The sequence below is a fragment of the Streptomyces avidinii genome, from assembly GCF_014650695.1.
GTDB classification, from domain to species: domain Bacteria; phylum Actinomycetota; class Actinomycetes; order Streptomycetales; family Streptomycetaceae; genus Streptomyces; species Streptomyces avidinii.
The window spans coordinates 140620-167227 of record NZ_BMVL01000010.1; the positions used below are offsets into that span (position 1 = coordinate 140620).

Annotated in this window: 19 protein-coding genes; 15 read left to right on the top strand and 4 right to left on the bottom strand. The window is 73.4% G+C overall.

Features of this window, described 5'->3' with window-relative positions:
• From IE257_RS25350 to moeZ, 4 genes are all read left to right on the top strand, one after another.
• Positions 1 to 942, top strand: a 942-nt coding sequence (locus tag IE257_RS25350; RefSeq protein WP_229920652.1) for a hypothetical protein, incomplete at its 5' end; no start/stop codon positions are given.
• Between the two features lie 135 nt (positions 943 to 1077).
• Positions 1078 to 2088, top strand: a complete 1011-nt coding sequence (locus IE257_RS25355) for an NAD-dependent epimerase/dehydratase (protein WP_189972237.1) — start codon at positions 1078 to 1080, stop codon at positions 2086 to 2088.
• The gene (locus IE257_RS25360; RefSeq protein ID WP_189972238.1) at positions 2076 to 2831 is read left to right on the top strand and encodes a spherulation-specific family 4 protein; all 756 of its coding nucleotides are present in this window, start codon (positions 2076 to 2078) and stop codon (positions 2829 to 2831) included. Before IE257_RS25355 ends, IE257_RS25360 begins: the two co-directional genes overlap by 13 nt.
• Positions 2832 to 2916: 85 nt before the next feature.
• Positions 2917 to 4095, top strand: coding sequence for an adenylyltransferase/sulfurtransferase MoeZ (gene moeZ, locus IE257_RS25365; RefSeq protein ID WP_030011110.1), 1179 nt, complete (start codon positions 2917 to 2919; stop codon positions 4093 to 4095).
• An 84-nt stretch (positions 4096 to 4179) separates the two neighbouring features.
• Here the strand turns inward: moeZ and IE257_RS25370 are convergent, their stop codons facing one another.
• The gene (locus IE257_RS25370) at positions 4180 to 5775 is read right to left on the bottom strand and encodes an alpha/beta hydrolase (RefSeq protein ID WP_189972239.1); all 1596 of its coding nucleotides are present in this window, start codon (positions 5773 to 5775) and stop codon (positions 4180 to 4182) included.
• 160 nt (positions 5776 to 5935) lie between these two features.
• Between IE257_RS25370 and IE257_RS38995 the strand changes: the two genes are divergently transcribed.
• Positions 5936 to 7516, top strand: a complete 1581-nt coding sequence (locus tag IE257_RS38995) for a hypothetical protein (protein WP_189972240.1) — start codon at positions 5936 to 5938, stop codon at positions 7514 to 7516.
• Here the strand turns inward: IE257_RS38995 and IE257_RS25380 are convergent.
• Positions 7513 to 10332, bottom strand: a complete 2820-nt coding sequence (locus tag IE257_RS25380; RefSeq protein WP_189972241.1) for a lysylphosphatidylglycerol synthase transmembrane domain-containing protein — start codon at positions 10330 to 10332, stop codon at positions 7513 to 7515. The two genes, IE257_RS38995 and IE257_RS25380, sit on opposite strands and share 4 nt — an antisense overlap.
• A 140-nt stretch (positions 10333 to 10472) precedes the next feature.
• On the opposite strand from IE257_RS25380, the gene IE257_RS25385 reads away from it, so the two are divergent.
• From IE257_RS25385 to nudC, 5 genes are all read left to right on the top strand, one after another.
• A complete protein-coding gene (locus IE257_RS25385) occupies positions 10473 to 10835 on the top strand; it encodes an MGMT family protein (RefSeq protein WP_281064117.1) in 363 nt (120 codons plus the stop codon).
• Positions 10836 to 11105: 270 nt separating this feature from the next.
• Positions 11106 to 14741: an ATP-dependent helicase gene (locus tag IE257_RS25390; protein ID WP_443728826.1), complete on the top strand. Its 3636-nt coding sequence runs from the start codon at positions 11106 to 11108 to the stop codon at positions 14739 to 14741.
• A 95-nt stretch (positions 14742 to 14836) separates the two neighbouring features.
• The gene (locus IE257_RS25395) at positions 14837 to 18400 is read left to right on the top strand and encodes an ATP-dependent helicase (RefSeq protein WP_229920654.1); all 3564 of its coding nucleotides are present in this window, start codon (positions 14837 to 14839) and stop codon (positions 18398 to 18400) included.
• 10 nt (positions 18401 to 18410) lie between these two features.
• Positions 18411 to 19820 carry a dipeptidase gene (locus IE257_RS25400; RefSeq protein ID WP_189972244.1) on the top strand — a complete coding sequence of 470 codons (1410 nt, stop codon included), beginning with the start codon at positions 18411 to 18413 and terminating at the stop codon, positions 19818 to 19820.
• Positions 19821 to 19874: 54 nt separating this feature from the next.
• A complete protein-coding gene (nudC, locus tag IE257_RS25405) occupies positions 19875 to 20831 on the top strand; it encodes an NAD(+) diphosphatase (RefSeq protein ID WP_189972245.1) in 957 nt (318 codons plus the stop codon).
• 114 nt (positions 20832 to 20945) lie between these two features.
• Here the strand turns inward: nudC and IE257_RS25410 are convergent, their stop codons facing one another.
• Positions 20946 to 21206, bottom strand: a complete 261-nt coding sequence (locus tag IE257_RS25410; RefSeq protein WP_030850057.1) for a mycoredoxin — start codon at positions 21204 to 21206, stop codon at positions 20946 to 20948.
• A 110-nt stretch (positions 21207 to 21316) separates the two neighbouring features.
• Between IE257_RS25410 and IE257_RS25415 the strand changes: the two genes are divergently transcribed.
• From IE257_RS25415 to IE257_RS25435, 5 genes are all read left to right on the top strand, one after another.
• A complete protein-coding gene (locus tag IE257_RS25415; protein ID WP_372453135.1) occupies positions 21317 to 23551 on the top strand; it encodes an ATP-dependent DNA helicase UvrD2 in 2235 nt (744 codons plus the stop codon).
• A gap of 167 nt (positions 23552 to 23718) precedes the next feature.
• Positions 23719 to 24042, top strand: coding sequence for a hypothetical protein (locus IE257_RS25420; protein ID WP_371588414.1), 324 nt, complete (start codon positions 23719 to 23721; stop codon positions 24040 to 24042).
• A gap of 197 nt (positions 24043 to 24239) precedes the next feature.
• Positions 24240 to 24611, top strand: a complete 372-nt coding sequence (locus IE257_RS25425) for a WhiB family transcriptional regulator (protein ID WP_189972247.1) — start codon at positions 24240 to 24242, stop codon at positions 24609 to 24611.
• Positions 24608 to 24937 carry a putative WhiB-interacting protein gene (locus tag IE257_RS25430; protein ID WP_189972248.1) on the top strand — a complete coding sequence of 110 codons (330 nt, stop codon included), beginning with the start codon at positions 24608 to 24610 and terminating at the stop codon, positions 24935 to 24937. The genes IE257_RS25425 and IE257_RS25430 overlap by 4 nt, the downstream gene beginning before the upstream one ends.
• Positions 24938 to 25037: 100 nt before the next feature.
• Positions 25038 to 25244 carry a hypothetical protein gene (locus IE257_RS25435; protein ID WP_189972249.1) on the top strand — a complete coding sequence of 69 codons (207 nt, stop codon included), beginning with the start codon at positions 25038 to 25040 and terminating at the stop codon, positions 25242 to 25244.
• A gap of 24 nt (positions 25245 to 25268) precedes the next feature.
• Here IE257_RS25435 and IE257_RS25440 read toward each other — a convergent pair whose 3' ends face one another.
• Positions 25269 to 26597: an ABC1 kinase family protein gene (locus IE257_RS25440; RefSeq protein ID WP_189972250.1), complete on the bottom strand. Its 1329-nt coding sequence runs from the start codon at positions 26595 to 26597 to the stop codon at positions 25269 to 25271.
• Positions 26598 to 26608: the final 11 nt, after the last annotated feature.

Sequence of the window (26608 nt, forward strand, 5' to 3'; positions counted from 1 at the left end):
CTCCGCCCCGGACCCCGCGCCTCAAACGCCGGCGAGGCTGGAGGTGCCCCCGGCGAGGCTGGAGGGGCTCCCGGCGCGGCGGCGAGGCCGGCTCGGCGCCGGGCCGCAGGGGATCCCGTCAAGGCCCTGCTGCACCGTCACCGGGAGCTGTGCGAGCGGGCCGTGGATCCGCTGGAGATCGCCGCCGGGCTGGAGGCCCACGGCATCACCGACCGCACCGCCGCGCGGTTCCGCCACCGGGACGTCTTCTCGCTCGCCGAGGAGCTGTACGCGCGCAGCCCCCACGAGGCGGTCTCCGCCGCCGCGCCCGCCCTGGTCCCGGCGGGTCCCGCAGCCTTCCGGCGGTTCGGCTACGCGCTGCTGCCCGCCGCCCTCGCCTGCGCCGCGGCCGCCGCCGGGCAGGAGTGGGCCGGAGCCGCCGCCGTGGTGGCCGTGGCCGCCGCCCTGGTGTGGCCCGGGAGGGCCGCCGGGGGCCGGTTCCCCTACGTGGCACACCTGCTGGCCGCGGTCGTCGCCGGCTGGGCCGTGCACCGGCACGGCACCACCCTCGCGGTCGGCCTCGCGCTGGCCGTCGCCCCCGGGCACCTGGCCGCCGCCGCCTTCGCCGCCGGGGCCCGGGCCCGGCTCGACGCGAGCCGCGCCCTGGAGGACTTCGCGGACCGGGCCCGTCCGCTGCTGCTGGCGGTCGTCGTCGTGTTCACCGCGGCCGCCGCCACGGTCGCCGCACTCGCCGGGACACCGCTCCCGGTGGCCGTTCCGCTCGCCCTGCTGTTCTTCCTGACCCGGCTCCTGCTCCGGCACGGAGCCCACCGCGCCCCCGTCGGCGCCGCCCTCGCCCTCGCCCTGGTCCCCGTACCGGCGGCGGTCCTGGCCGCCGCTGCAGGACTCCTCGTGCACGCCGTTCTCGCCCTGTCCCGCGCGTCCGCGCATGCGCGGCCCTGACGTCCCCGGGACGTCCCCAGACCTTCGGAGCCGACGCCGAGGCGCATTACCCGTACCCCGCCCCACCCGACCGTCCACCCGTCCGCAAGGAGAAACAGACATGACCGGCCAGCCAACCAACCAAGGGGTCACGCGATGAGGGTGCTGCTGATCGGAGCCAACGGATACCTCGGCCGCTACGTCGCCGACCGGCTGCTCGCCGACCCCGCCGTCCAGCTCACCGCGCTCGGCCGCGGCGACGACGCCGACGTCCGCTTCGACCTTGCCACCGGCAGCCCCGGCGCGCTCACCCGCTTCCTCGACGCCGTCCACCCGGGCGTCGTCATCAACTGCGCCGGAGCCACCCGGGGCGGGGCCCGGGAACTCACCCGGCACAACACCGTCGCCGTGGCGACGATCTGCGAGTCGCTGCGCCGCAGCGGCTGCGGGGCCCGGCTGGTACAGCTCGGCTGCGCCGCCGAGTACGGGCCCAGTCAGCCCGGATCGTCCACGGCCGAGGACGCCGTGCCGAGACCCGGTGGACCGTACGGCGTGAGCAAACTCGCCGCCACCGAGCTGGTCCTGGGCTCCGGACTGGACGCCGTCGTCCTGCGGATCTTCTCGCCCGTGGGTCCCGGCACCCCCGCCGGATCGCCGCTCGGCCGGCTCGCCGAGGCGATGCGCCGCGCGATGCAGGCGGGTGACGGCGAGCTGAAGCTCAGCGGGCTCGGCGTGCAGCGCGACTTCGTGGACGTACGGGACGTGGCGCGGGCCGTGCACGCCGCCTCGCTGTCCGCCGCCCAGGGCGTGGTCAACATCGGCACCGGCCGCGCGGTCCGGCTGCGCGACGCGGCCGCCGTCCTGGCCCGGGTCGCCGGGTACGGGGGCGCCCTGCACGAGCTGGACGTCCCGCACGGCGGACCGCAGCAGGCGCACGGGCACCCCGGCCGCCCGGCCGGACTCGCCACCATCGGCTCGCCCCGCTCCGAGGCCACCGCCGAGCAGATCGCCGCCGCGGCCCCCCAGCCGTACCCCTACCCGGACGGCTGCGGCGCCTGGCAGCAGGCGGATGTCCGTACCGCCCGGGACCGGCTCGGCTGGCGGCCCCGGATCAACCTGGAGGAATCCCTCGCGGACATCTGGATGGAGGCGGCGTGCCGTATCTGACGACCCCGCCGGGTGCCATGACCGCCGCCGCGACCGAGGCCGGCCGCCTCGGTCTGGGCATCCCCGGCTACGCGCACCCGCTGCTCGCCCCCGTCGAGTGGGCCGAACTGACCCGCCCGGGCACGCCGCTGCACTGGGCCGTGCTCAACGTGGCGGACGGCCCGGGCGGGCGGCCCGACCCGCACTGCACGGAAGCGGCCGCGAAGCTGCGGCGCGCGGGCGGCACCGTCCTCGGCCATCTCGCGATGCGAGACGGATCGCGGTCGTTCGGGGAGCTGATCTCCGACGCCCACCGCTTCCGGGACTGGTACGGGGTCGGTGGCTTCTACCTCGCCGGGGCCCCGGCCGACCGGGCGGACCTGGCCTCGGTGTGCCGGGTCGTCGACACCCTGCGCGGTCTGGGCGGGGACCTGCGGATCGTGCTCGGGCACGGCACGCATCCGTACGAGGGCTATGTGGAGGCCGCCGACCAGCTGGTCACCTTCTCCGGGTCCTGGGCCGACTACCGCTGGTCGCACGTGGCGGAGTGGACGGCGGACCACCCGGCGGAGCGGTTCTGCCACCTGGTCCACGGGGTGCCGCGCACGCACCTGGAGGAGGCGATGCGGATCGCCCGCTGGCAGGGAGCGGGCACGATCTGGTTCACCGACCGGCGCGGTGCGCGCGGCAGCGACCCGTGGGCCTCCATGCCCGCGTACTGGGACGAAATCGTCTCACGCATCGGGACAGGTGTCTTGGAATGAAGACGGGCGTGGCAGTGTTACGGGGAGAACAACCATTCAGTTCGCTCCCTGCACCTGCGGGGATGCTCCCACCTCCGGAGTGCCCGTGTCGCTGCCACCGCTGGTCGAGCCAGCAGCTGAGCTCACCGTTGACGAGGTCCGCCGGTATTCGCGGCACCTGATCATCCCGGACGTCGGGATGGACGGCCAGAAGCGCCTGAAGAACGCCAAGGTGCTGGCCGTGGGCGCCGGCGGTCTCGGCTCGCCCGCCCTCATGTACCTGGCCGCGGCCGGCGTCGGCACGCTGGGCATCGTGGAGTTCGACGAGGTCGACGAGTCGAACCTGCAGCGCCAGATCATCCACAGCCAGGCGGACATCGGCCGTTCCAAGGCCGAATCGGCCCGCGACAGCGTGCTGGGCATCAACCCGTACGTGAACGTGGTCCTTCACGAAGAGCGGCTCGAGGCCGAGAACGTGATGGAGATCTTCAGCCAGTACGACCTCATCGTCGACGGCACGGACAACTTCGCCACCCGCTACCTGGTCAACGACGCCTGCGTGCTGCTGAACAAGCCGTACGTGTGGGGTTCGATCTACCGCTTCGACGGACAGGCCTCGGTCTTCTGGTCCGAGCACGGCCCGTGCTACCGCTGCCTCTACCCGGAGCCCCCGCCGCCGGGCATGGTCCCGAGCTGCGCCGAGGGCGGCGTGCTGGGCGTGCTCTGCGCGTCCATCGGGTCCATCCAGGTCACCGAGGCCATCAAGGTCCTCACGGGTGTCGGCGAGCCGCTGGTCGGCCGCCTGATGATCTACGACGCCCTGGAGATGCAGTACCGCCAGGTCAAGGTCCGCAAGGACCCCGACTGCGCGGTCTGCGGTCCGAACGCGACCGTCACCGAGCTCATTGACTACGAGGCCTTCTGCGGCGTCGTGTCGGAGGAGGCCCAGGAGGCGGCCGCCGGTTCGACGATCACTCCCAAGCAGCTCAAGGAGTGGATCGACACCGACGAGCCCATCGAGATCATCGACGTCCGCGAGATCAACGAGTACGAGATCGTCTCGATCCCCGGCGCGAAGCTGATCCCCAAGGGCGAGTTCCTGATGGGCACCGCCCTCCAGGACCTGCCGCAGGACAAGCGCATCGTCCTGCACTGCAAGACGGGTGTCCGCAGTGCGGAAGTCCTCGCGGTCCTGAAGTCCGCGGGCTTCGCGGACGCGGTGCACGTCGGCGGCGGCGTGATCGGCTGGGTCCACCAGATCGAGCCCGAGAAGCCCGTCTACTAGCCCGGGCCACCGGCAGCAGCCCGAAGGGGCCGCACCTCGATCGCGAGGTGCGGCCCCTTCGGCGTGCGCTCTCCCGGGGCCGGATCAGACGGCCGGCGGCGGCTCCGACGCCCCGGGCGGCGCCGTCGGGTCGGCCGCCGCGGTGCACACGGTGCCCTCGGCCGGCGTCTTCCCGTCCAGCAGGTACGTGTTGACCGCCTTCTGCACGCACGGGTCGCCGCTGTTGTACGCGCCGTGCCCCTCGCCCTTGTAGGTCAACTCCACGCCCACGCCGGGGCCGAGCCGCTCCACCATCTTGCGGGCGCCCTCGTACGGGGTGGCCGGGTCGCCGGTGTTGCCGATCACCAGGATCGGGTCGGAGCCCGGTGCGGAGACATCGGGGGTGTCCCAGGTGCCGGCGACCGGCCAGCCGGTGCAGGACATCATGGCCCAGCCGAGGAGGTCCCCGAAGACCGGCGAGGCGGCGCGGAAGGTCGCCAGCTTCGCCTTCGTCTGCTCCAGGGTGTAGCGCTCCTTGTCGTCCACGCAGTTGATGGCGGTGTTCGCGGCGCCGATGTTGCTGTAACGCCCCTGCTGGTCCCGGCCGTTGAGTGCGTCCGACAGGGCCATCAGCAGTTGCCCCTGGCCACCCTCCGCCTCGTCGAGGCCCTGTTCCAGCAGCGGCCACAGCTCCTTGGAGTACAGGGCCTGCGCGATGCCGTTGGTCGCCTGGGTCTCGGTGAGCATCCGTCCCCCGATGCCCGGGATGGGTTTGACGGCCAAGGCCTTCTGCAGCTTGATGATGTTGTCCTCGATCTCCTTGGGCGTGCTGCCCTGGAGCCGGCACTCGTCGCCGCGGTCCACGCAGTCCTGGGCGAAGTTGCCGAGGGCGAGCTGGAAGCCCTTGGCCTGGCCCAGGGCGCTCTCCTCGGCGGTCTTGGTCGGGTCCACGACGGCGTCGAAGACGGCCCGGCCGACGTTCTTCGGGAACAGGTGGGCGTAGACCCCTCCGAGTTCGGTGCCGTAGGAGATGCCGAAGTAGTTCAGCTTCTCGTCGCCGAGGGCCTGACGGAGGCGGTCCAGGTCGCGGGCGGCGTTCTCGGTTCCGACGTGGGGGAGCAGTTCGGCGGAGTTCTTCTCGCAGGCCGCCTGGTACTGCCGGATGTTCTCGACGAAGGCCTTCTCCTCCTCCGGGGTCTCGGGGGAGGAGTCCTCGCCGAAGTACTGGTCCAGCTGCTTGTCGTTCTTGCACAGGACGGGGTCGCTGCCGCCCACCCCGCGGGGGTCGAAGCTGACGAGGTCGTACCGGGCGCGCAGGGCCTCGTACTCCTTCGCGGCGCCCGGCAGCGTACTGATCCCGGAGCCGCCGGGGCCGCCGAAGTTGAAGATCAGCGAGCCCAGCCGGTTCTTCTGGTCGCGCGCCTTGGCCCGGATCAGGGCGATCGGGATGGTCTCGCCCTCGGGCTTCGCGTAGTCGAGCGGGACGTCGAGGGTGGCGCACTGCCAGTCCTTCGGCGGGGCCTGACCGCCGCCCTGGGCAGCGGTCGGAGCCTCGCAGTCACCCCACTTCAGGGGCTTGACCTCCGGGGTGCCGTCGGCCGTCGTCTTCTTTCCGTCGCCGTCGTCGGAGCAGGCGGCCGTGGTGAGCAGCCCGGCGGCGAGCGCGGCGGCGGCGGTGACCCGCCAGGCGTGTGTCGGCATGTCCCCATCCTGTGCGCCCGGCGGCGACCCCGCCCGCGCGCTGACCCGAACGGGGGGCGCACCCGGCGGTCGGCAGCGCAGTGTCCGGCAGCCGTGTTGTCCGGGGGCGAGAACTCCCGGTGGAACCGGTCCGGGCGCGAGGGGGTGGCAGGATGAGGCGGTGTCCGACTCTCTGCGTGAACTCTGGCTGCGCGGCGTCGCCTTCAACCCGGCGGCGCCCTCCGACGTACTGATACGCCTGCTGGATCAAACGACCGGTGAGCTCGGCCGGCTGGTGTGCAAGGACCGCGACCTGCCCGACGCCGTCATCGACGCAGCCCTGTCCCACCCGGAGTGGCGGATCCGCGGCGCGCTCGCCCGCAACCAGCACGTGGACCCTTCGCGACTCGCCCCCTTGGCAACGGACCCGTCGGGACTCGTCCGCGCGCGACTCGCCAACCCCCACCTCCGGCCCTGGTCCTTCTGGGTCCGACCGCTGCCGGACGACATCCTCGTCGCCCTCCTGACCGCCCAGGACGGGGGAGAGGACGGCAAGGTCACCGCGAGAGAGATCGTCTCGGAGCTCGAATCGTCCCGGCAGATCCCGCTGCCCTTCTTCCGCTCCCTGGCCGGGCACGAGGACCCCGCACTCCGGATGAAGGCCACTTGGCGGTGGGAGTCGCTCACTCCGGCGCAGCGGGCGGGGCTGCTCGACGATCCGGACCCCGCGGTCCGTGAAGCGGCGGAGGACAGGAACTGGAAGCTGGACCCCGAACGGGTGGAGGCCGAGCTGCCGTCCATCCGTCCGAGCAGCAGGCCGTTCGTGCTCGACAGGTGCGCCCTGTCGCCCGCGCTCGTCGAGCAGTGCTTCGCGGACGGCACGGTGCACCCCCTGGCCCGGAACCCCCACACTCCGGCCGACGCCGTCGCCCGGCTCGCCCGGCATCCCGAGGCGAAGGTCCGCGAGACGGTCGCCTCCCGGCCCGACCTGGGACCGGACCTGGTGGCGGAGCTGAGGGAGGACCCGGACGAGGACGTGCGGTTGCGCGCCCGCCTTCACCCCTTTCCCCGCACCTGGGCCGAGTACGACGTGATCGACCTGGTCATCGGGCACGGTCCCGAATGCATCTGCCCGATCACCGAGCCCGAGCCCGACCCGGCCGGCGTGCCGTCGCCCGACTGGTTCGCCGCCTGCGCGGTGTCCGGGGAACCGGTGCTCCGCCGGGTTGCGGCGAGCTGGCCCGGCCTGCCCGCGGAACTCGTCGAATCACTCGCGCAGGACGGAGACGAGGAGGTCCGGATCCGGCTGGCCTGCCGCCACCCGCTGGCTCCGCCGCACCTCCTCCTGGAGGTCTTCGTCACCCGCCCGGACCACCGTTCGCACCTGCTGACGCTGCCCGGCTTCCCGCGCACCGGCCGGACCCACCTCATCGACCACCCGGATCCCGAGGTACGCGCCCTGGCCGCAGCCGATCCGACCCTGCCCGAACCCCCGGTGGAGGATGCCGAGGAGTCGGTGCGCCGGGCGGCCGCCGCGAATCCGATCCTGACGCCCGAAGTCCTGGAGGCCCTGCTCGCGGACCCCCGCACCGCGGAGGGCGCCGCGGCCAACCCGTCCCTCCCCGTCCCGCGCATGCACGCGCTCCTCGACCGCTGCCTGAACGGCGCCGCCGCCGCACCGGCGCCGTACGTACCGGCCGGAGGCGAAGCCGAAGCTGAAGCTGGGGGCGAAGGCGAATCCGCAGACCGGGCCGGAGGCTAAATCGCTTCCTTGCGGGTCAGGAAGTTGAACGAGATCCACCCCGGCAGCACCGGCAGCCAGAAGGTCATCAGGCGGAACAGCAGCACCGCCGAGATCGCGACCTCCTTCTCCAGCCCGGCCGCGATCAGCCCGAGGGTCAGCGTGGTCTCCACCGCTCCCATGCCGCCCGGCGTGGGAGCCGCCGAGCCCAGCGCGTTGCCCGCGAGGAACACCACCGCGATGCTCGCGTAGCTGATGGCCTCGCCGCCCCCGAACGCGCGGATCGACGCGTCGAGACACATCACGAAGCAGCCCGTCAGCAGCAGCATTCCGCCGATGCCGGTCATCAACTTCTTCGGTCGCTGGAGCACGTCCAGCATGCGCGGCACCACGCCCGCGAACAGCGCCCGGACCCGCGTCACCACGAACTTCCGCATGAACGGGACCGCCGTCACCACCAGCACCAGCACGGCCACCGTCAGCAGACCCGCGATCACCGCCCGGGACGGGGTCATCTCCGGGGTCTTCTCGGTCCCGGTCAGATAGCCGAAGGACAGCAGCAGCACGATGTGGCTGGCCAGTCCGAACAACTGGGAGGCGCCCACGCTCGCGACCGCCAGCCCCGGCCGGACCCCCGCCCGCTGCAGGAAGCGCGTGTTCAGCGCGACACCGCCGACGGCCGCCGGGGCCACCAGCTTCACGAACGACCCCGCCACCTGCGCGACCACGGTCCGCAGGAAGGACACCCGCTCCGGCACGAAACCCAGCAGGCTCATCGCCGCCGCGAAGTACGTCAGTGCCGAGAAGGCGAGCGCCGCCCCGACCCAGCCCCACTCCGCCTGGCCGATGATCGTCGCGAAGTCCACGTGGGCCAGCTGCGTGAGCAGGAAGTACGCACCGAACGCGCCCGCGATGAACGAGACCAGCGTGCGCGGCCGGATCCGCTCCAGCCGGGCCGGCTCCACCGGAGCCTGCGGGCGGATCAGCAGCACCTGGTGGCGGATCTGCGTCAGCAGGTCCTCCTCGCGCGCCCCGTCCAGCGCGTCCTCCAGGGCCTTCTTCTCGGCCTTGCGGTCGGCGGCGGCCGACGCGGAGATGGGGGTCGCGGAGGCCGCGGACTCCGCCTCGCGCGCCGCCTTCGCCGCCCGCGAGGACTCCAGTACGGCTTCCCGCTGCCGATCGGCCCGCTCCCGGGCCAGTTTGCGCAGGGTCGCCCGGGTGGAGCGGCTGAGCGCGATCGGCTGGAGCAGCGGCAGGCAGTCCGCCACCGCGTCCGGGCCGAGCACCGACACGGCCGAGGCCACCGCGCGCTCCGCGCCGACCCGCAGGCCGACCGTGGTCAGCAGCTGGGCGATGTCCATCCGCAGCACCAGGTCGCCCGCCGCGATCTCACCGCCGCGCAGGTCGGTGAGGATGACATTGCCGGAACGATCCACCACCAGGGCGTCCCCGGTGAGCCGCCGGTGGGCGATCCGCCGCGACTGCAGGGCCCGTACCTGCTTCCACGTGCTGTGGATCAGCTCGTCGGTGATCTCCTCGTCGGCGAGCGCGTCGAGCGGCCGGGCGTCCAGGTGCTCGTACACGAGCATCACCGCGTCCGGGCCGAGCTCGGAGGTGGCGATCAGCTTCGGTGCGTTCGCCCCGGCCGCGATGGCCGCGTACGCGAGCAGCGCCTCCTGCTCCAGCGCCTGGCGCAGCGACTGCAGGCTGCGGCCCGTGGTGATGCCGCGCAGGGTGAGCCGGCGCCAGACCCGGTAGAAGAAACCGTGGGCCTGCTGCTCGCGGTCGACGATCGTGACGTCGAGCGGCGGCCCGTCCTCCAGGGGCACGTGGTAGCGGCGCCCCCGGTCGTTCGCCTCGGACGGCTCGGGGCCCTCGGGCAGCTCGGCGCGCATCGCGCTGACCGGCTGGAAGCCGACCCGGCGCAGCCCGGCGAGCAGGTGCTGCCCGGTGGGGCGCACGTTGGGCGAGCCGACGGCGTACAGGGTCCCGTAGGCGACGCTCCAGCCGATCAGCACGGTGAGGATGATCGAGAAGGGGGTGGTGTACCCGTTGACCAGCATGGCCAGGGCGTTCAGCAGCAGGACCACCCACAGCGCGACGCGCCAGTGGGGTCTGCGGGTCATGCCGACCGCGGTCATGTACGCGATGACGGGTGCCAGGTAGCCGTGAACCGGGTCGGTGAGGGTCCCGCCGGCCGCGGGGCGGGTGAGGGCGTCCTGGATGGTGTCGGGGGCGGCCTGCGAGACCCACAGGTCGGTGGCGAGGGTGACGCCGTGAGCCAGGACGGCGGCGAGCACGCCGTCGGCGATGCGCAGCCCGTCGCGTTTGATCAACCGCTCGATGGCGAAGGCGACGGGCAGCAGCAGCACCGCGATGCTGGACACCAGCGCGGCGACCTTGATCAACAGGGCGGGCGCCTGGCCGGTGCCCTTGCTGATGTCCTCCTCCAGGCCGACGGTGGTGCCGTGGGCGAAGGCGGCGATGGCGAGGAGGACGGCGATGCCGAGGATGCCGACGAGCAGGCGTACGAGGTCGGAGGGGCGGTGCACGCGGGCGGCGAGCAGCGGTTCGTCGACCTCGACCCGGTCGGCGGCAGTGGCGGCGTGGCCGTGGGACCCCTCGACCTCCGGGCCCTCCGCCGCTCCCGGTTCCCCGGACGCTCCTGCCGCATCGGCCCCGTCGGCGCGCGGGGGCTCAGGACGGGGCTCCGGGACGGGCTCGCGGTGGGAGGCGGGGCCGTCGTCAGGGCGTGCGCCGTCGTCGGGGCGTGCCCCGTCGTCCGTCGCCGCGCCGTCCGGAGGGCTCACACCCTGCTCCTTCGTCGTCACTTCCATCTCTTCTTGATCACGTATCACCAGTCACCGCCCGGAAGATGGTGGCACGGACCGACGGGCCTGCGGGGCATCAGGGTGCGCGCCGGTGCGGAAGCGAGACCTCCGCCGGAGTGCGGCCGACGTACTGCACCATGTGCCGAATGAGTGAGGAGCTGCCCGCCTACGCGGAGCGCGTGCTGGAGGTGGTCGAGCGTATTCCGCCCGGCCGGGTGATGACGTACGGGGACGTCGCCGAGTGGCTCGGCGAGGGAGGACCGCGTCAGGTCGGGCGTGTCATGGCCCTGTACGGGGGAGCCGTGCCCTGGTGGCGCGTGGTGCGGGCGGACGGGCTGCCGCTCCCCGACCACGAGGTGCGCGCCCTGGAGCACTACCGGACCGAGGGCACCCCACTGCGCCTGACGGCGGGCGGCGAGCCGCGGCTGGACATGCGCCGGGCGCGCTGGGACGGGTCCTCCGGACAGGCCGGCGGGCAGGACGGCACACGCGACGAGGCTCACACCTGACAGCTTCGGCCATGCGGGGCCGGGGCGGGCGATCGGGCGACGGTCCGAACGCCCGTCCGGGGTACCCGGGGGGACTGCGCGGCGTCGGCGGGTTGCCGTAGCGTGGCCCCTTCGGCTTCCGACTCGGCTGCTGCCTCGGCCTCCGCGCGAGCCGTCACGGCAACACCGCCACACCCCGCAGACCCACCAGGACCGGCACCCCACGTGATCACCTCTTCCTCCGACCGCACCGAACGGCGGCGTACGCGGACCCCCGACGCGTACCGCCTCGTGCGCACCGGGCCGGAACGGGTGGATCCCCCTGAGCTGGACGCAGCGCAGCGGGCCGTGGTTGACCACACCGGCGGACCACTGCTGGTCCTCGCCGGACCCGGCACCGGCAAGACGACCACGCTGGTCGAGGCCGTCACCACCCGGGTGGAAGCGGGCACCGACCCCGCCCGCATCCTCATTCTCACCTTCAGCCGCAAGGCGGCGGTGGAACTGCGCGACCGGGCCGCCCTGCGCCTCGGCGGCGCACGGGCCCCGCAAGCCACCACCTTCCACTCCTTCTGCTACGGACTGGTCCGTGCCCACCAGGACACCGACCTCTTCGCCGACCCGCTGCGGCTGCTGTCCGGCCCCGAGCAGGACGTGATGGTCCGCACCCTCCTGGAGGGCCAGCGCCGGATCCGCTCCATCCGCTGGCCGGACGACCTGCGGGCGGCGCTGACCACGCGCGGCTTCGCCGACGAGGTCCGTGCGGTGCTGGCCCGCGCCCGCGAACTGGGTCTCGGCCCGCAGGCGCTCTCCTCGTTCGCCGAGCGCATCGGCCGTCCGGACTGGAAGGCGGCGGCGGCGTTCCTCTCCGAGTACCTGGACGTCCTGGACATGCAGGGCACGCTGGACTACGCGGAGCTCCTGCACCGCGCCGTGCTCCTCGCGGAACGCACGCCGTCCCTCGCCTCGGCCCACGACGTGATCTACGTCGACGAGTACCAGGACACGGACGCCTCCCAGCTGCGGCTGCTGCGGGCCCTGACCGGCCCCGGCGGCACCCTCGTCGCCTTCGGTGACCCCGACCAGTCGATCTACGCCTTCCGCGGCGCCGACATCAACAACATCCTGGACTTCGAGTCGGCCTTCCCGGGCGCGCGGGTCAAGGCCCTGACCGTCGGCCGCCGCTCCGGCGCGGCCCTCGTGGCCGCGACCCGCCTGCTCACCACCCGGATGCCGGTCCCGCGCCTGCCGTCCGAGGCGGTGCGCGCCCACCGGAACCTCGCGCCCGTGCGGGAGGGCGGCCGGGTGGAGGTCCTCACGTACCCGACGGCGGGTGCCGAGCTCGACAACATCGCGGACATCCTGCGCCGGGCCCACCTGGAGGACGGCGTGCCCTGGCAGGACATGGCCGTCCTGGTCCGCGCCGGCGGCCGCACCCTCCCGGCGATGCGCCGCGCCCTGATCTCGGCGGGAGTCCCCACCGAAACGGACGCCACGGACACCCCCCTCCGCCACGAACCGGCGGTCGCCCCCCTCCTGACGGCCCTTCGCATCACGGCCACCTCGGCGGAAACGGAGCCGCGCGAACCGTCGGCGGGGCGAGCCTCCGACGACGCCGGCCCCGAGGCCCCCACCGGCTCCGCCGAGGCCGAGGACCGGGCCGACGCGGTCGGGCCGGACCCGCAGACCCCCGTCGGCCCCACCGCGGGCGAGCCGGGCCCGGACCGGAACCCCGAGCCGGCCGACAGCCTTGCGCTGCCCCTGGCCGCCGGCGCGGACGCCACCGGGGCCGAGCCCGACGCCGTCGGGGCGGGCCCGGAACCGGGCCCCGAGGCACCGGCCGGCCCCGCCGGCGCATCCCCGGTTGCCCCGTCCGACCCGCACGCTCAGCCCGCCGCGGGCGTGCCGGGCGCGGACCGGGATCCCGAGGCGGCCGACAGCCCGGCGGTGCCGCTCGCGGCCGACGCCGTCGAGCCCGGGACCGATCCCGAGGCGCCCGTCGGTCCCGCGGACGGCCCGGGGGCCGGGGCCGGGGACTTTGCCGACCCCGTCGCAGGCGTCACCGTCGAGGCGGCCCTCACCCTGCTCGCCTCCCCCCTCGGCGGGATGGACGCCGCCGACCTGCGGCGGCTCGGCCGCGCCCTGCGCGACGAGGAGCGTGCCGCAGGAGTCAAGGTGCCCGCGCCCTCCGACGTACTGCTCGCCCGCGCCCTCGCCGAGCCCGAGCGGCTCACCGCGCACGACCCCGCCTACGCCCGCGGCGCGCAGCGCCTCGGCCTGCTCCTGCGCAAGGCCCGCGAGCTGCTCCAGGGCGGCGGCACCGCCGAGGAGGCCCTCTGGGTCCTCTGGGACGGCACCCCCTGGCCGCAGCGGCTGGAGCGCAGCGCCCGCCGCGGCGGCGCGGCCGGCCGCAACGCCGACCGCGACCTCGACGCCGTCTGCGCCCTCTTCGACACCGCCGCCCGCGCCGAGGAGCGCACCGGAGGCCGCGGCGCGCTCAACTTCCTCGAACAACTGGAGGCGGAGGACATCGCCGCCGACACGTTGACGGCCCGCGCCACCCGCTCCGACGCCGTCCGCCTGATGACCGCCCACCGTTCCAAGGGCCTGGAGTGGTCCCTCGTCGTCGTCGCCGGCGTCCAGGAGGGCCTGTGGCCCGACCTCCGCCGCCGCGGCTCCCTGCTGGAGGCCGACCGCATCGGCCGGGACGGTCTCGCCGAGCCCCTCACCCCCGGCGCGCTCCTGGCGGAAGAGAGAAGGCTCTTCTACGTCGCCGCCACCCGCGCCCGCGACCGCCTCGTCGTCACCGCGGTCAAGGCCCCCGCCGAGGACGGCGACCAGCCCTCCCGCTTCCTCACCGAGCTCGGCGTCGCCCCCCGCGACGTCACCGGCCGCCCGCGCCGCCCCCTCGCCGTCGCCGCGCTCGTCGCCGAGCTGCGCGCCACCACCGTCGACCCCGACGCCTCGCCCGCCCTGCGCGACATGGCCGCCCGCCGCCTCGCCCGCCTCGCCGCGCTCTCCGACGACGAGGACCGCCCCCTGGTCCCCGCCGCGCACCCGCAGCGCTGGTGGGGCCTGTACGAGCCCACCCGCAGCAGCGTTCCGCTGCGCGACCGGGACCGGCCCGTCGCCCTGTCCGGCAGCGCGCTGGAACAGCTCGCCAACACCTGCTCCCTCCAGTGGTTCCTCGGCCGCGAGGTCAAGGCCGACGCCCCCTCCACCGCCGCCCAGGGCTTCGGCAATGTCGTCCACGTCCTCGCCGACGAGGTCGCCTCCGGTCGCACCCCCGCCGACCTGGCCGTCCTCATGGAACGCCTCGACTCGGTGTGGGACGCCCTCGCCTTCGACGCCCCCTGGAAGTCCCGCCAGGAGAAGGACAACGCCCGCGCCGCCCTGGAGCGCTTCCTGCGCTGGCACACCACCGACCGCGGGGGCCGGGAGGCCGTCGCCACGGAGCACGAGTTCGACGTCACACTCGAAGCCGGTGACGTCGCCGTTCGCATCCGGGGCTCCATGGACCGGGTCGAAGCGGACCCGCAGGGCCGTGCGTACGTCGTCGACTTCAAGACCGGCAAGTCCGCGCCCACCCGCGACGAGGTGGCCCGCCACCCCCAGCTCGCCGTCTACCAGCTGGCCGTGCGCGAGGGGGCCGTCGACGAGGTCTTCGACGGCCTGCGCCCCGCCCCCGGCGGCGCCGAGCTCGTCCAGCTCCGCCAGGGCGCGCCGATCCGCGAGGGCGGCGACACCGTGCCCAAGGTCCAGGCCCAGCAGCCGCTCGACGGCGAGTGGGTCGGCGACCTGCTGGCCACCGCCGCCGGCCGGGTCCTGGACGAGCGGTTCGCGCCCGCCGCCGGCCGCCACTGCGACCACTGCTCCTTCCGCAGCTCGTGCAGCGCCCGCCCGGAGGGCCGCCAGACGGTCGAGTGAGCCGAGGGCCTTTCTCTCGGACCGGACCGGGCCCTGCAGGCGGTCGGGCGAGCTCGGCGGTCGGGGTTGTCGGTGGGGGCGGCTAGCCTTTTTGGGTGCCCGCGCGTCCGCCCGCCCTCTCCGACCCCGAGCAGCTCAAGGAGCTCCTCGGGATCCCTTTCACGCCCGAGCAGATGGCCTGCGTCACCGCCCCGCCCGCCCCGCAGGTCGTCGTCGCCGGTGCGGGATCCGGCAAGACCACCGTCATGGCCGCCCGCGTGGTCTGGCTCGTCGGCACCGGCGCGGTCGCGCCCGAACAGGTCCTCGGCCTGACCTTCACCAACAAGGCCGCCGGTGAACTGTCCGAGCGGGTACGCAAGGCACTGGCGCGGGCCGGCATCACCGACCCCGATCCCTCCCCGGCCGACGCCGACGCGGCCGTCGGCGAGCCGCGCATCTCCACGTACCACGCCTTCGCCGGGCAGCTCCTGAAGGACCACGGCCTGCGCATCGGCCTGGAGCCCAGCTCCCGGCTGCTCGCCGACGCCACCCGCTTCCAGCTCGCCGCGAAGGTGCTGCGCGAGGCCCCCGGCCCGTACCCCTCGCTCACGAAGTCCGTCCCCGACCTGGTCGGGGACCTCCTCGCGCTCGACGGGGAGCTCTCCGAGCACCTGGTCGAGCCCGAGCGGCTGCGCCTCCACGACACCGAACTGCTGGGTGTGCTCGCCGGCACCAAGCTCACCAACGAAGACCTCCGCAAGGTCCCGGAGGCCGTGCGAGGCCGCCTCGAACTGCTGGAACTGGTCGCCCGCTACCGCACCGCCAAGCGCTCCCGCGACCTCTTCGACTTCAGCGACCAGATAGCCCTCTCCGCGCAGCTCGCCACCACCCGGCCCGAGGTGGGGGCGATGCTGCGCGAGGAGTTCCGGGTGGTCCTGCTCGACGAGTACCAGGACACCTCCGTCGCGCAGCGGCTGCTGCTGTCCGGCCTCTTCGGCGCGGGCTCCGGCCACGCCGTGACCGCCGTCGGCGACCCCTGCCAGGCGATCTACGGCTGGCGCGGGGCCTCCGTCGCCAACCTCGACGACTTCCCGGAGCACTTCCCGCACGCCGACGGGACCCCCGCCACCCGGCTCTCCCTCAGCGAGAACCGGCGCAGCGGCGGCCGCCTGCTCGACCTGGCCAACGGCCTCGCCGCCCCGCTGCGCGCCATGCACGAGGGCGTGGAGGCGCTGCGCCCGGCGCCGGGCGCGGAGGCCGCCGGGCAGGTCCGCTGCGCCCTGCTGGAGACTCACGCGCAGGAGCTCGACTGGCTCGCCGACTCCGTCGCCCACCTGGTCCGCACCGGGACGGAGCCGCGCGAGATCGCTGTACTGTGCCGCTCCGCCGGGGACTTCGCGCAGATCCAGGCCGTGCTGGTGGACCGGGACGTCCCGGTGGAGGTCGTCGGGCTCTCCGGGCTGCTGCACCTGCCCGAGGTCGCCGACCTCGTCGCCGTCTGCGAGGTCCTCCAGGACCCCGGAGCCAACGCCTCCCTGGTCCGGCTCCTGATCGGCCCGCGCTGGCGGATCGGCGCCCGCGACCTGGCCCTGCTGGGCCGCCGGGCGCGGCTCCTCGTGAACCGTTCGCCCGCCGGCTCCGACCCGGACGAACGCCTCGCGGCGGCCGTGGAGGGCGTGGACCCGGCCGAGATCGTGTCGCTGGCCGATGCCCTGGAGACCTTCCTCGACGGCGCCGGACAGGCCCCGGACGACCTCCCGTTCTCGGCGGAGGCCCGGATCCGCTTCGCGCACCTCGCCCAGGAACTGCGCGACCTGCGGCGCTCCCTCGCGGACCCGCTGATGGACGTCCTGCACCGGGTGCTGACCGCCACCGGCCTGGAGGTGGAGCTGTCCGCCTCCCCGCACGCGCTGGCGGCCCGCCGCCGCGAGACCCTGTCGAACTTCATGGACGTGGCGGCCGGCTTCGCCGCCCTGGACGGCGAGGCCACACTGCTGGCCTTCCTGGCCTTCCTGCGCACGGCCGCCCAGTACGAGAAGGGCCTGGACCACGCCCTGCCGGGCGGCGAGAACACGGTCAAGGTGCTCACCGCCCACAAGTCCAAGGGCCTGGAGTGGGACGTCGTGGTGGTCCCGGACCTGTGCGCGGGCGCCTTCCCGAAGGAGAAGCCGCCGGAGGCCTGGACCTCGTACGCGAAGGTGCTCCCGTACGCACTGCGCGGCGACGCCCCCACCCTGCCCGGGGATCCTGCCTGGACCTCGGCGGGTCTGAAGTCCTTCAAGGCCGAGCTGAAGCACCACAAGTCGGTGGAGGAGCTCCGCCTCGGCTACGTGACCTTCACCCGGCCACGCTCCCTGCTGCTGGCCTCGGGCCACTGGTGGGGGCCGAGCCAGAAGAAGCGCCGCGGCCCGTCGCAGTTCCTTCAAGCCCTGTACGAGCACTGCGCGGCCGGTTTCGGCGAGATCGAGGCCTGGGCGGACGAGCCCGACCCCACCGCCGAGAACCCCGCGCTGTCCGGCGAATCCACGCCGGACCACTCCTGGCCCCTCCCGCTCGACCCGTACTCACTGACCCTGCGCCGCGCGGCGGCCGCCCTGGTGGAGTCCTACCTCGCGGCTCCGCCCCCGGAGGAGGACGACTCCTACCTCTGGCCCCCGGACTGCGAAGACCCCTCGTACGAGGAGGAACCCTGGCCGGACGACGCCCCCGGGCCCGACTACCCGTGGGACGAATCCCCACCCGCGCCCGCACCGCCGGCCGGGCCGCCCACCGACGCCCCCGCCGCGCCGCTGGACGACGACCTCTGGCCGGAGGCGGCCCTCCGGGTCCCCGCCCCGCCGGACGAAGACCTCTGGCCGGAGACCGACGCCCGGCCCGCTCGTGGCGGCGGCGCAGCCCTGCCGCCGGGCACCGGCGCGGCCCGCAACGGCGGCGGCGCAGCCGGACCGGACCTGTCCCCCGAGGAGGCGCGGGCCGTCGCCTCCTGGGACCGTGACCTCGACGCCCTGGAGGGCGAGCTCCGCCGTGCCCGCGCTGCCGTCCGCGACGTCGAGCTGCCGTCCGCCCTGTCCGCCAGCCAGCTGCTCCGGCTCGCCGCCGACGAGCAGGGCTTCGTACGCGACCTCGCCCGCCCCATGCCGCGGCCCCCGCAGCCCGCCGCCCGCCAGGGCACCCGGTTCCACGCCTGGGTCGAGTCCCGCTTCGACGAGCTGCCGCTGCCGTTCCTCGACGTGCTCGACCCCGTCACCGACCTCCCCGGCGCCGGCTCCGACCAGGAGATCGCCGACGAGGCCGACCTCGACTCCCTCAAGGCGGCCTTCGAGCGCAGCCCGTACGCGGACCGGCCCCCGCACCGCATGGAGGCCCCGGTCCAGCTCACCCTCGCCGGCCGGGTCGTCCGCGGCCGGATCGACGCCGTCTACCGGAACGAGGACGGCTCGTACGAGATCGTCGACTGGAAGACCGGCCGCACCACCGAGGCCGATCCCCTCCAGCTGGCCGTCTACCGCGTGGCCTGGGCCGAGGCCACGAACACCCCCCTCGACCGGGTCTCCGCCGCCTTCCTGCACGTCCGCAGCGGCCGCGTGATCCGCCCCCGCAACCTCCCGGACCGAGCCCGCCTTGAGCGGATCCTCCAAGGCGAATCGGACCCGGACGGTGACCATCAGGCGGACAGCTAGGCTCGTGGGCATGAGCGACACCCCGCCGGACAACGTCGTCCGCACGTACATCGACACCCACCGCGCCGCCTTCCTCGACGACCTCGCCGAGTGGCTCCGGATTCCCTCCGTCTCGGCCCAGCCCGAGCACGCGGGCGACGTACGCCGCAGCGCCGAATGGCTCGCGGCGAAGCTCAAGGAGACCGGCTTCCCGGTCGCCGAGGTGTGGGAGACCCCCGGCGCGCCCGCCGTCTTCGCGCACTGGCCGAGCGAGGACCCGGACGCCCCGACCGTCCTCGTGTACGGGCACCACGACGTGCAGCCCGCCGCCCTCGCCGACGGCTGGCACACCGACCCGTTCGAGCCGGTGATCCGCGACGGCCGCATGTACGGGCGCGGCGCCGCCGACGACAAGGGCCAGGTGTTCTTCCACACCCTCGGGGTGCGGGCGCATTTGGCGTCCACCGGCGCCGCCGCCCCCGCCGTCCACCTCAAGCTGATCGTCGAGGGCGAGGAGGAGTCCGGCTCCGCCCACTTCCGCGATCTCGTCGAGACCCGCGCCGCCGAGCTCGCCGCCGACGTCGTGATCGTCTCCGACACCGGCATGTGGTCCGAGACCACCCCCACCGTCTGCACCGGCATGCGCGGCCTCGCCGACTGCGAGATCGACCTGCACGGTCCGGACCAGGACATCCACTCGGGCGCCTTCGGCGGGGCCGTGCCCAACCCGGCCACCGCCGCCGCCCGCCTGGTCGCGGCCCTGCACGACGCCGACGGGCGGGTCACGATCCCCGGCTTCTACGACAACATCGCCGAACTCACGGACGCGGAGCGCGCGCTCATCGCCGAGCTGCCCTTCGACGAGTCCGAGTGGCTGCGTACGGCCAAGTCCCACGCGGCCGCGGGCGAGGCCGGGTACTCCACGCTGGAGCGCGTCTGGGCCCGCCCCACGGCCGAGGTCAACGGCATCGGCGGCGGCTACCAGGGCCCCGGCGGCAAGACCATCGTGCCCGCCTCCGCCCACCTGAAGCTTTCCTTCCGCCTGGTGTCCGGACAGGACCCGTACGAGGTCGAGGCGGCCGTCAGGGACTGGGTCGCGGCCGGGATCCCGGACGGAATCCGCCACTCCATCACCTTCGGCGCACCGACCCGGCCGTGCCTGACCCCGCTGGACCACCCGGCCCTCCAATCGGTCGTCCGGGCCATGGGCCGCGCCTTCGGCGAGAAGATCCGCTTCACGCGGGAGGGCGGCTCCGGCCCCGCGGCCGACCTCCAGGACGTTCTGGACGCGCCCGTCCTCTTCCTCGGCATCTCGGTACCGTCCGACGGCTGGCACGCGCCGAACGAGAAGGTCGAGCTGGACCTCCTGCTCAAGGGCGTCGAGACGAGCGCCTACCTCTGGGGAGACCTCGCCGCCGCCCACCACCGCACCACCGCCTGACACCCGACGCACACACCTGCCGTACCGAGCCTGCCTGTCCCACCACCGGGGGAGTTGGAAGTACCTGTGAGCACCCATACCGAGCGCCCTCTCACCGAGCGCCCTCTTTCGCTCGCCGCGCCCAGCGGGATCGACCGCGCCGCGCACCACCGTCTCGACGAGGCGTGGCTCGCCGCGGCCTGGAGCCACCCGACGACCCGCGTCTTCGTCGTCTCCGGCGGCCAGGTCCTGATCGACGACACCCCCGACGGCGGCACGGGCATCGTGATGACCCCGGCCTTCGAGGCCCCGGTCACCGAGACCCACCGCTACTTCCTGGGCACCGACGAGGACGGCGTACGGTACTTCGCGCTGCAGAAGGACGCCCTGCCCGGCCGCATGGACCAGTCGGCCCGCCCGGCCGGCCTGCGCGAGGCCGGACTCCTGCTGTCCCCGCGCGACGCCGGGCTGATGGTGCACGCGGTGGCGCTGGAGAACTGGCAGCGGATGCACCGCTTCTGCTCGCGCTGCGGCGAGCGCACGGTGGTCGCGGCCGCCGGGCACATCCGCCGCTGCCCGGGCTGCGGCGCCGAGCACTACCCGCGCACCGACCCGGCCGTGATCATGCTGGTCACGGACGACCGGGACCGGGCGCTGCTGGGCCGCCAGGTGCACTGGCCGGAGGGCCGCTTCTCGACCCTCGCGGGCTTCGTGGAGCCGGGCGAGTCGATAGAGCAGTCCGTCATCCGCGAGGTGTGGGAGGAGGCGGGCGTCAGGGTCGGCGAGGTCGAGTACGTGGCCAGCCAGCCGTGGCCCTTCCCGTACAGCCTGATGCTGGGCTTCAGGGCCCGCGCCACCACCTCGGAGATCACGGTGGACGGTGAGGAGATCCAGGAGGCCCGCTGGTTCTCGCGGGAGGAGCTGCGCGCGGCGTTCGCGTCGGGCGAGGTGCTGCCCCCGTCGGGCATCTCCATCGCCGCCCGGCTGGTCGAGCTCTGGTACGGCGAGCCGCTGCCGAAGGCGGCCGCGTAACCTTCGTCACTTCGGCGTTCGCCACTTCCCCGTTCGTCGCGCACCCGCTTCGTGACACAGCGGAGGGCCCCCGCCTCGGCGGGGGCCCTCCGCTGTGTCCGTCACCGGGGCCGGTCAGACGGCGAGGGCCTGCTTGACCTGGGCCAGGCTCGGGTTCGTCATGACGGACTCGTTGCCCGCGGCGGACGTCACCAGAACGGTGGGAACGGTCTGGTTGCCGCCGTTGGCCTTCTCCACGAACGCGGCGGACTCCGGGTCGAGCTCGATGTTGATCTCGTTGTACGCGATGCCTTCCCGGTCCAGCTGGGTCTTCAGCCGACGGCAGTAGCCGCACCAGGTCGTGCTGTACATCGTGACGGTGCCCGTGTCCTGCATGCTGCGCTCTCCTTCGTGAGGGCTCGGTGGTCCGAGTACACGAACGTACGGGACCCGGCGGCCATTCCCGTACGGTCGCCTCCGGGCACCCGGTGTGACCGATACGACTGATACGCACTGCCTGTGGACAACTTTCCCGCCCGACCCACGAGACCTGGCAGCATGGCGGGGTGACAGCAGCAACGCACTCCTCATCGTTCCCGGGTGGCCCCGCCTCCGCCGACTCGGCCGACGCGGTGCTCCTGGGCCTCGACCCGGAGCAGCGCGAGGTCGCAACGACCCTGCGCGGACCGGTGTGCGTACTGGCAGGTGCCGGCACCGGCAAGACCCGCGCGATCACCCACCGCATCGCCTACGGCGTCCGGTCCGGGCAGCTCATGCCGGCCAGCGTGCTCGCCGTCACCTTCACCAACCGCGCCGCGGGCGAGATGCGCGGACGCCTGCGCACCCTGGGCGCGGGTGGGGTGCAGGCCCGCACCTTCCACTCCGCCGCCCTGCGCCAGCTCCAGTACTTCTGGCCCAAGGCGGTCGGCGGGGAGGTGCCCCGGCTGCTGGAGCGCAAGATCCAGTTCGTCGCCGAGGCCGGGGCGCGCTGCCGTATCCGCCTGGACCGCAACGAGCTGCGCGACGTCACGGGCGAGATCGAATGGGCCAAGGTGACCCAGACCGTGCCCGCCGACTACCCGGTGGCCGCCCTCAAGTCGGGCCGCGAGGCACCCCGGGACCTGGCCGAGATCGCCCAGATCTACGGGACGTACGAACAGCTCAAGCGCGACCGAGGCATGATCGACTTCGAGGACGTGCTGCTCCTGACCGTCGGCATCCTCCAGGACCGCCACGACATCGCCGAGCAGATCCGCACCCAGTACCAGCACTTCGTCGTCGACGAGTACCAGGACGTCAGCCCGCTCCAGCAGCGGCTGCTGGACCTGTGGCTCGGCGAGCGCGACAGCCTCTGCGTCGTCGGTGACGCCAGCCAGACCATCTACTCCTTCACCGGGGCCACCCCCGACCACCTGCTGAACTTCCGCACCCGCTACCCGCAGGCCACGGTGGTCAAGCTGGTCCGCGACTACCGCTCCACCCCCCAGGTCGTCCACCTCGCCAACGGTCTCCTGAACCAGGCCAAGGGCCGCGCCGCCGAGCACCGGCTGGAACTGATCTCCCAGCGCGAGACCGGCCCCGACCCCGTCCACGCCGAGTTCGCGGACGAGCCCGCCGAGGCCGAGGGCGTCGCCAAACGGATCCGCGACCTGATCGCCGCGGGTGTCCCGGCCGGCGAGATCGCCGTGCTCTACCGCATCAACGCCCAGTCCGAGGTCTACGAGCAGGCCCTCGCCGACGCCGGGGTGCCCTACCAGCTGCGCGGGGCCGAGCGGTTCTTCGAGCGCCAGGAGGTCCAGAAGGCGCTCCTCGCGCTGCGCGGAGCCGCCCGCTCCGGCGGGAACGACCCGCTGCTCGACGACGTCGTGGAGCTGGGCTCGCAGGTCCGGGCGGTGCTCAGCTCGACCGGCTGGACCACCGAGCCGCCCGCCGGCTCCGGCGCCGTGCGCGACCAGTGGGAGTCGCTGGCCGCGCTGGTCCGGCTCGCCGAGGACTTCGCCCGCAGCCGGCCCGGGGCCACCCTGGCGGACCTCACGATCGAACTGGAGGAACGCAAGGCCGCCCAGCACGCCCCGACCGTCCAGGGCGTGACGCTGGCCTCGCTGCACGCGGCGAAGGGCCTGGAGTGGGACGCCGTGTTCCTCGCCGGCCTCACCGACGGCATGATGCCGATCACCTATGCGAAGACCGACGAGCAGGTCGAGGAGGAACGGCGACTGCTCTACGTCGGCGTCACCCGGGCGCGGGTGCACCTGACCCTCTCCTGGGCCCTCTCCCGCGCTCCCGGCGGCCGGGCCTCCCGGCGGCCCAGCCGCTTCCTGAACGGCCTGCGGCCGGGCTCTGCGGCCCCGGGCGCCGGGTCGGGCTCCGCGGACGGGCGAGCGCCGCGGGGGCGCGGCCGCCGCGGTCCCGCGCTGTGCCGGGTCTGCGGCAAGACCCTGACCGAGGCCGGCGAGCTGAAGTTGATGCGCTGCGAGGACTGTCCGTCCGACATGGACGAGGGCCTCTACGAGCGGCTGCGGGAGTGGCGCGCGGCCCAGTCGAAGGAGCAGGGCCTGCCCGCCTACTGCGTCTTCACCGACAAGACGCTGATCGCCATCGCGGAGGCCGCGCCCTCCGAGGAGGGGGAGCTCTCGATGATCTCCGGAGTGGGCGGTCGTAAGCTTGATCGGTACGGAGCCGATGTCCTGGCCATCTGCGCAGGTCAGGAGGTTGGGGCCGGGCGTCCTGACGACGCGTAGAAACTCGTCGGAAAAATAGTTTGCACATGCCCAGCGAAGACCCATAGGTTCTTAGCAACGGAAACGGTGGCTTCTCCGAAGCCCTGGATCCGTGCTGTACTTATCCGAATACGCATGGGACAGGCCCTCGGGCCGAGTCCCCGAGACGCCGAGAGGAGGCGAGACCAGTGACCAGCTTCATGACCTTCACCAAAATGACCGATCGCTCGGTCGACGCTTCCTGCCTGCTCGGTTCCGTCTCCCTCCTGGGTACCGGTGTGTCCGCGATTTCCGCCGACCGCCCCGCCCTGCTGGCGACCCTTCCGGTCAGTGAGCGCAATGAGCGACCGACCCAGGCACCGGTGGCAGTACTGGCAGCAGAAGCGCAGACGCATGGCGCCTATGGATTCGCTGCCGCAGCCGGTGCCGGATCCCTGAAGAAGCAGACGAAGCAGCAGCACCACCTGATGTGGGCCTTCCGCGGGCTCGAACCCTGGAGTGATCCAGCCTGATCGCATGATCAGGCCGGCGCCTTCAGGGCCGCGGAACCCCACCCGGGATCCGCGGCCCTTCTGTTTGTCCCCGACCGGGGGCGACGGAGCGAAGGGGTCTCGGGACTGGCAGAGCCAGTCGGTGTGAGAGCACAACCCAGCCGAACCCGGCCGACCGGCCGGAACGACTAGCCGAACAAGACGAGGAAGAAACCACCGTGCAACTCGAAGCGCACGCCCCGTCCGTACCGCAGACCCAACTGATCTCCCCGCCCGCAGTCCCGGAGGACCACACCTTGACCCCGCTCACCGCGCTGACCGCGCTCGACGACGCCATCGAGAACCTCGGTGTGCCCGTTCCCTGCCGCACCTTCGACCCCGAGGTCTTCTTCGCCGAGTCCCCGGCCGACGTCGAGTACGCCAAGTCCCTCTGCCGCACCTGCCCGCTGGTCGAGGCCTGCCTCGCCGGGGCGGCCGAGCGCCGCGAGCCCTGGGGTGTCTGGGGTGGCGAGCTCTTCGTCCAGGGTGTCGTCGTAGCCCGCAAGCGTCCCCGTGGCCGTCCGCGCAAGAACCCGGTTGTCTCGGCATGACCGCCATCGGAACCATCGACCGCCCCCTGACGCACGACCCCTTGAAGCAGGCCCTCATGACCGCCCACACCACGAGCGAGCAGCCCCACGGCGCCGCCCACGCAGACTTCATCACCGCCGGCGCGATGACCTCGCGTCAGAACAGGACCCGCGAAATGCAACTCATCCCAGAAGCCCTGGCTCGTGCCCATATGGACGAGCGCATGCGTGAGGCGGACGCCGAGCGTCACGCCGTGCGCCTGGTCGCCGCCCGCCGCATGCAGCGGCGTGCCGAGCGCGTCTCCATGCGCGCCCGGCGTGCGCTGGCCATGGCCGTCATGCAGTAAGAGCTGAAATCAACAACCCCGGGGGGACCGGTCCGCACGGACCGGTCCCCCCGGTGCGTTGCGGCCCGTTGTCCGCCCCGGACGGGGATATCGTCTGGAGGTGGACCAGCCGACTCCCCATCCCGGCCCGTCGGGGTCCGAGGCCCAGCCCGTCGTCTGCGCGAGCTGTGGCACGAGGCCCCCGGGCGAGATCCCGCCCACCTGGACCTGCTCCGTGGAGAACGGGACCAGACAGTACTTCTGCGTCGACTGCGCGCGCGCCAACCTCCGGGCGATCGAGGGCAGGCTCGACTCGTCCTGGTGGTGACGCCAAGGTCTTGCCCCGGAACCGTCACTCGGCCGAGGCGAACCCCGGCAGCCAGGCGTCCAGTTCGTCGCGCAGCCGCACCGTCGCGCCCAGCTGGCACAGCACGCCGATGGTGCTCAGCGTCACGCGGTGGATCAGCAGGTACGAGGGCGGCAGATTGATCTGGCGGCCCAACTGGTGTGCGGGGGAGCGGGGATCCGCGATCCTCGCCGCCTGGCCGCGCAGCCACGGCCGGGTGAAGGTGAACTCCTCGGCCTCGGCGGGCTCGATGATCGGCTTCAGGTAGTCCAGCACCGCGTCGGGGTCCAGCTCGATGGACTCCTTCACGAATCCCTCGGCGCACAGGTGCCCGTAGACCCCCTCGGCGTCACCGTCCAGCGTCATCCGCAGCGACCTGCCGATGGACTTGGGCCAGCCGCCGGGCAGCCGGTCGACGGTGCCGAAGTCCAGGACCCCCAGCCGCATCCGGCCGTCCGCCCCCGGTATCAGCCGGAAGTTGCCCGGGTGCGGGTCCGCGTGCAGCAGGCCGGTGCGGGCCGGCCCGGAGAACAGGAACCGGGACAGCAGCTGTCCGGCGCGATCCCGCTCCTCCTGGCTGCCGTCGGCTATCACCTCCGACAGCGGGGTCCCCTCCATCCACTCGGTCACCAGCACCTGGTCGCCCTGGTGCACGACCTCCGGCACGAACACGTCCGGGTCGTCCACGAAGGCGTCCGCGTGCGTCCGCTGGGCCTCGGCCTCCAGCTCGTAGTCGAGTTCCTCGGCGACCCGGTCGCGCAACTCCTTGATCAGCGGCTTGATCTCCATGCCGGGGATCAGCGGCCCCAGCAGCCCCGCGAACCGGCCCAGCTGCTTCAGGTCCGACAGCAGCGCCTCACCGGCCCCCGGGTACTGGACCTTGACGGCCACCTGCCGCCCGTCGTGCCACACCGCCCGGTGCACCTGCCCGATGGAGGCCGCCGCGGCGGGCTTGTCCTCGAACTCCTCGAACATGTCGCGCCAATCGGCGCCCAGACGGTCCGTCAATACCTGATGCACCGTCGCCGCGGGGAGCGGCGGGGCCGCCTCCTGAAGCTTGGTCAGCGCTGCCCGGTAGGGCCCCGCGACCTCCTCGGGCAGCGCCGACTCGAAGACCGACAGGGCCTGCCCGAACTTCATCGCACCGCCCTTCAGTTCCCCGAGCGTGCGGAACAACTGCTCGGCGGTGCGCTGCTGGAGCTCGCGCGCCACGATCTCCGCGGACTTGCCCCCGATCCGCTTGCCCAGCCCCCACGTGGCCCGTCCCGCGATGCCGAGCGGCAGCGCGGCCAGCTTGACGGTACGGGTGACCGCCTTCCGGGGAAGATCAGACATACGCCCCTCCA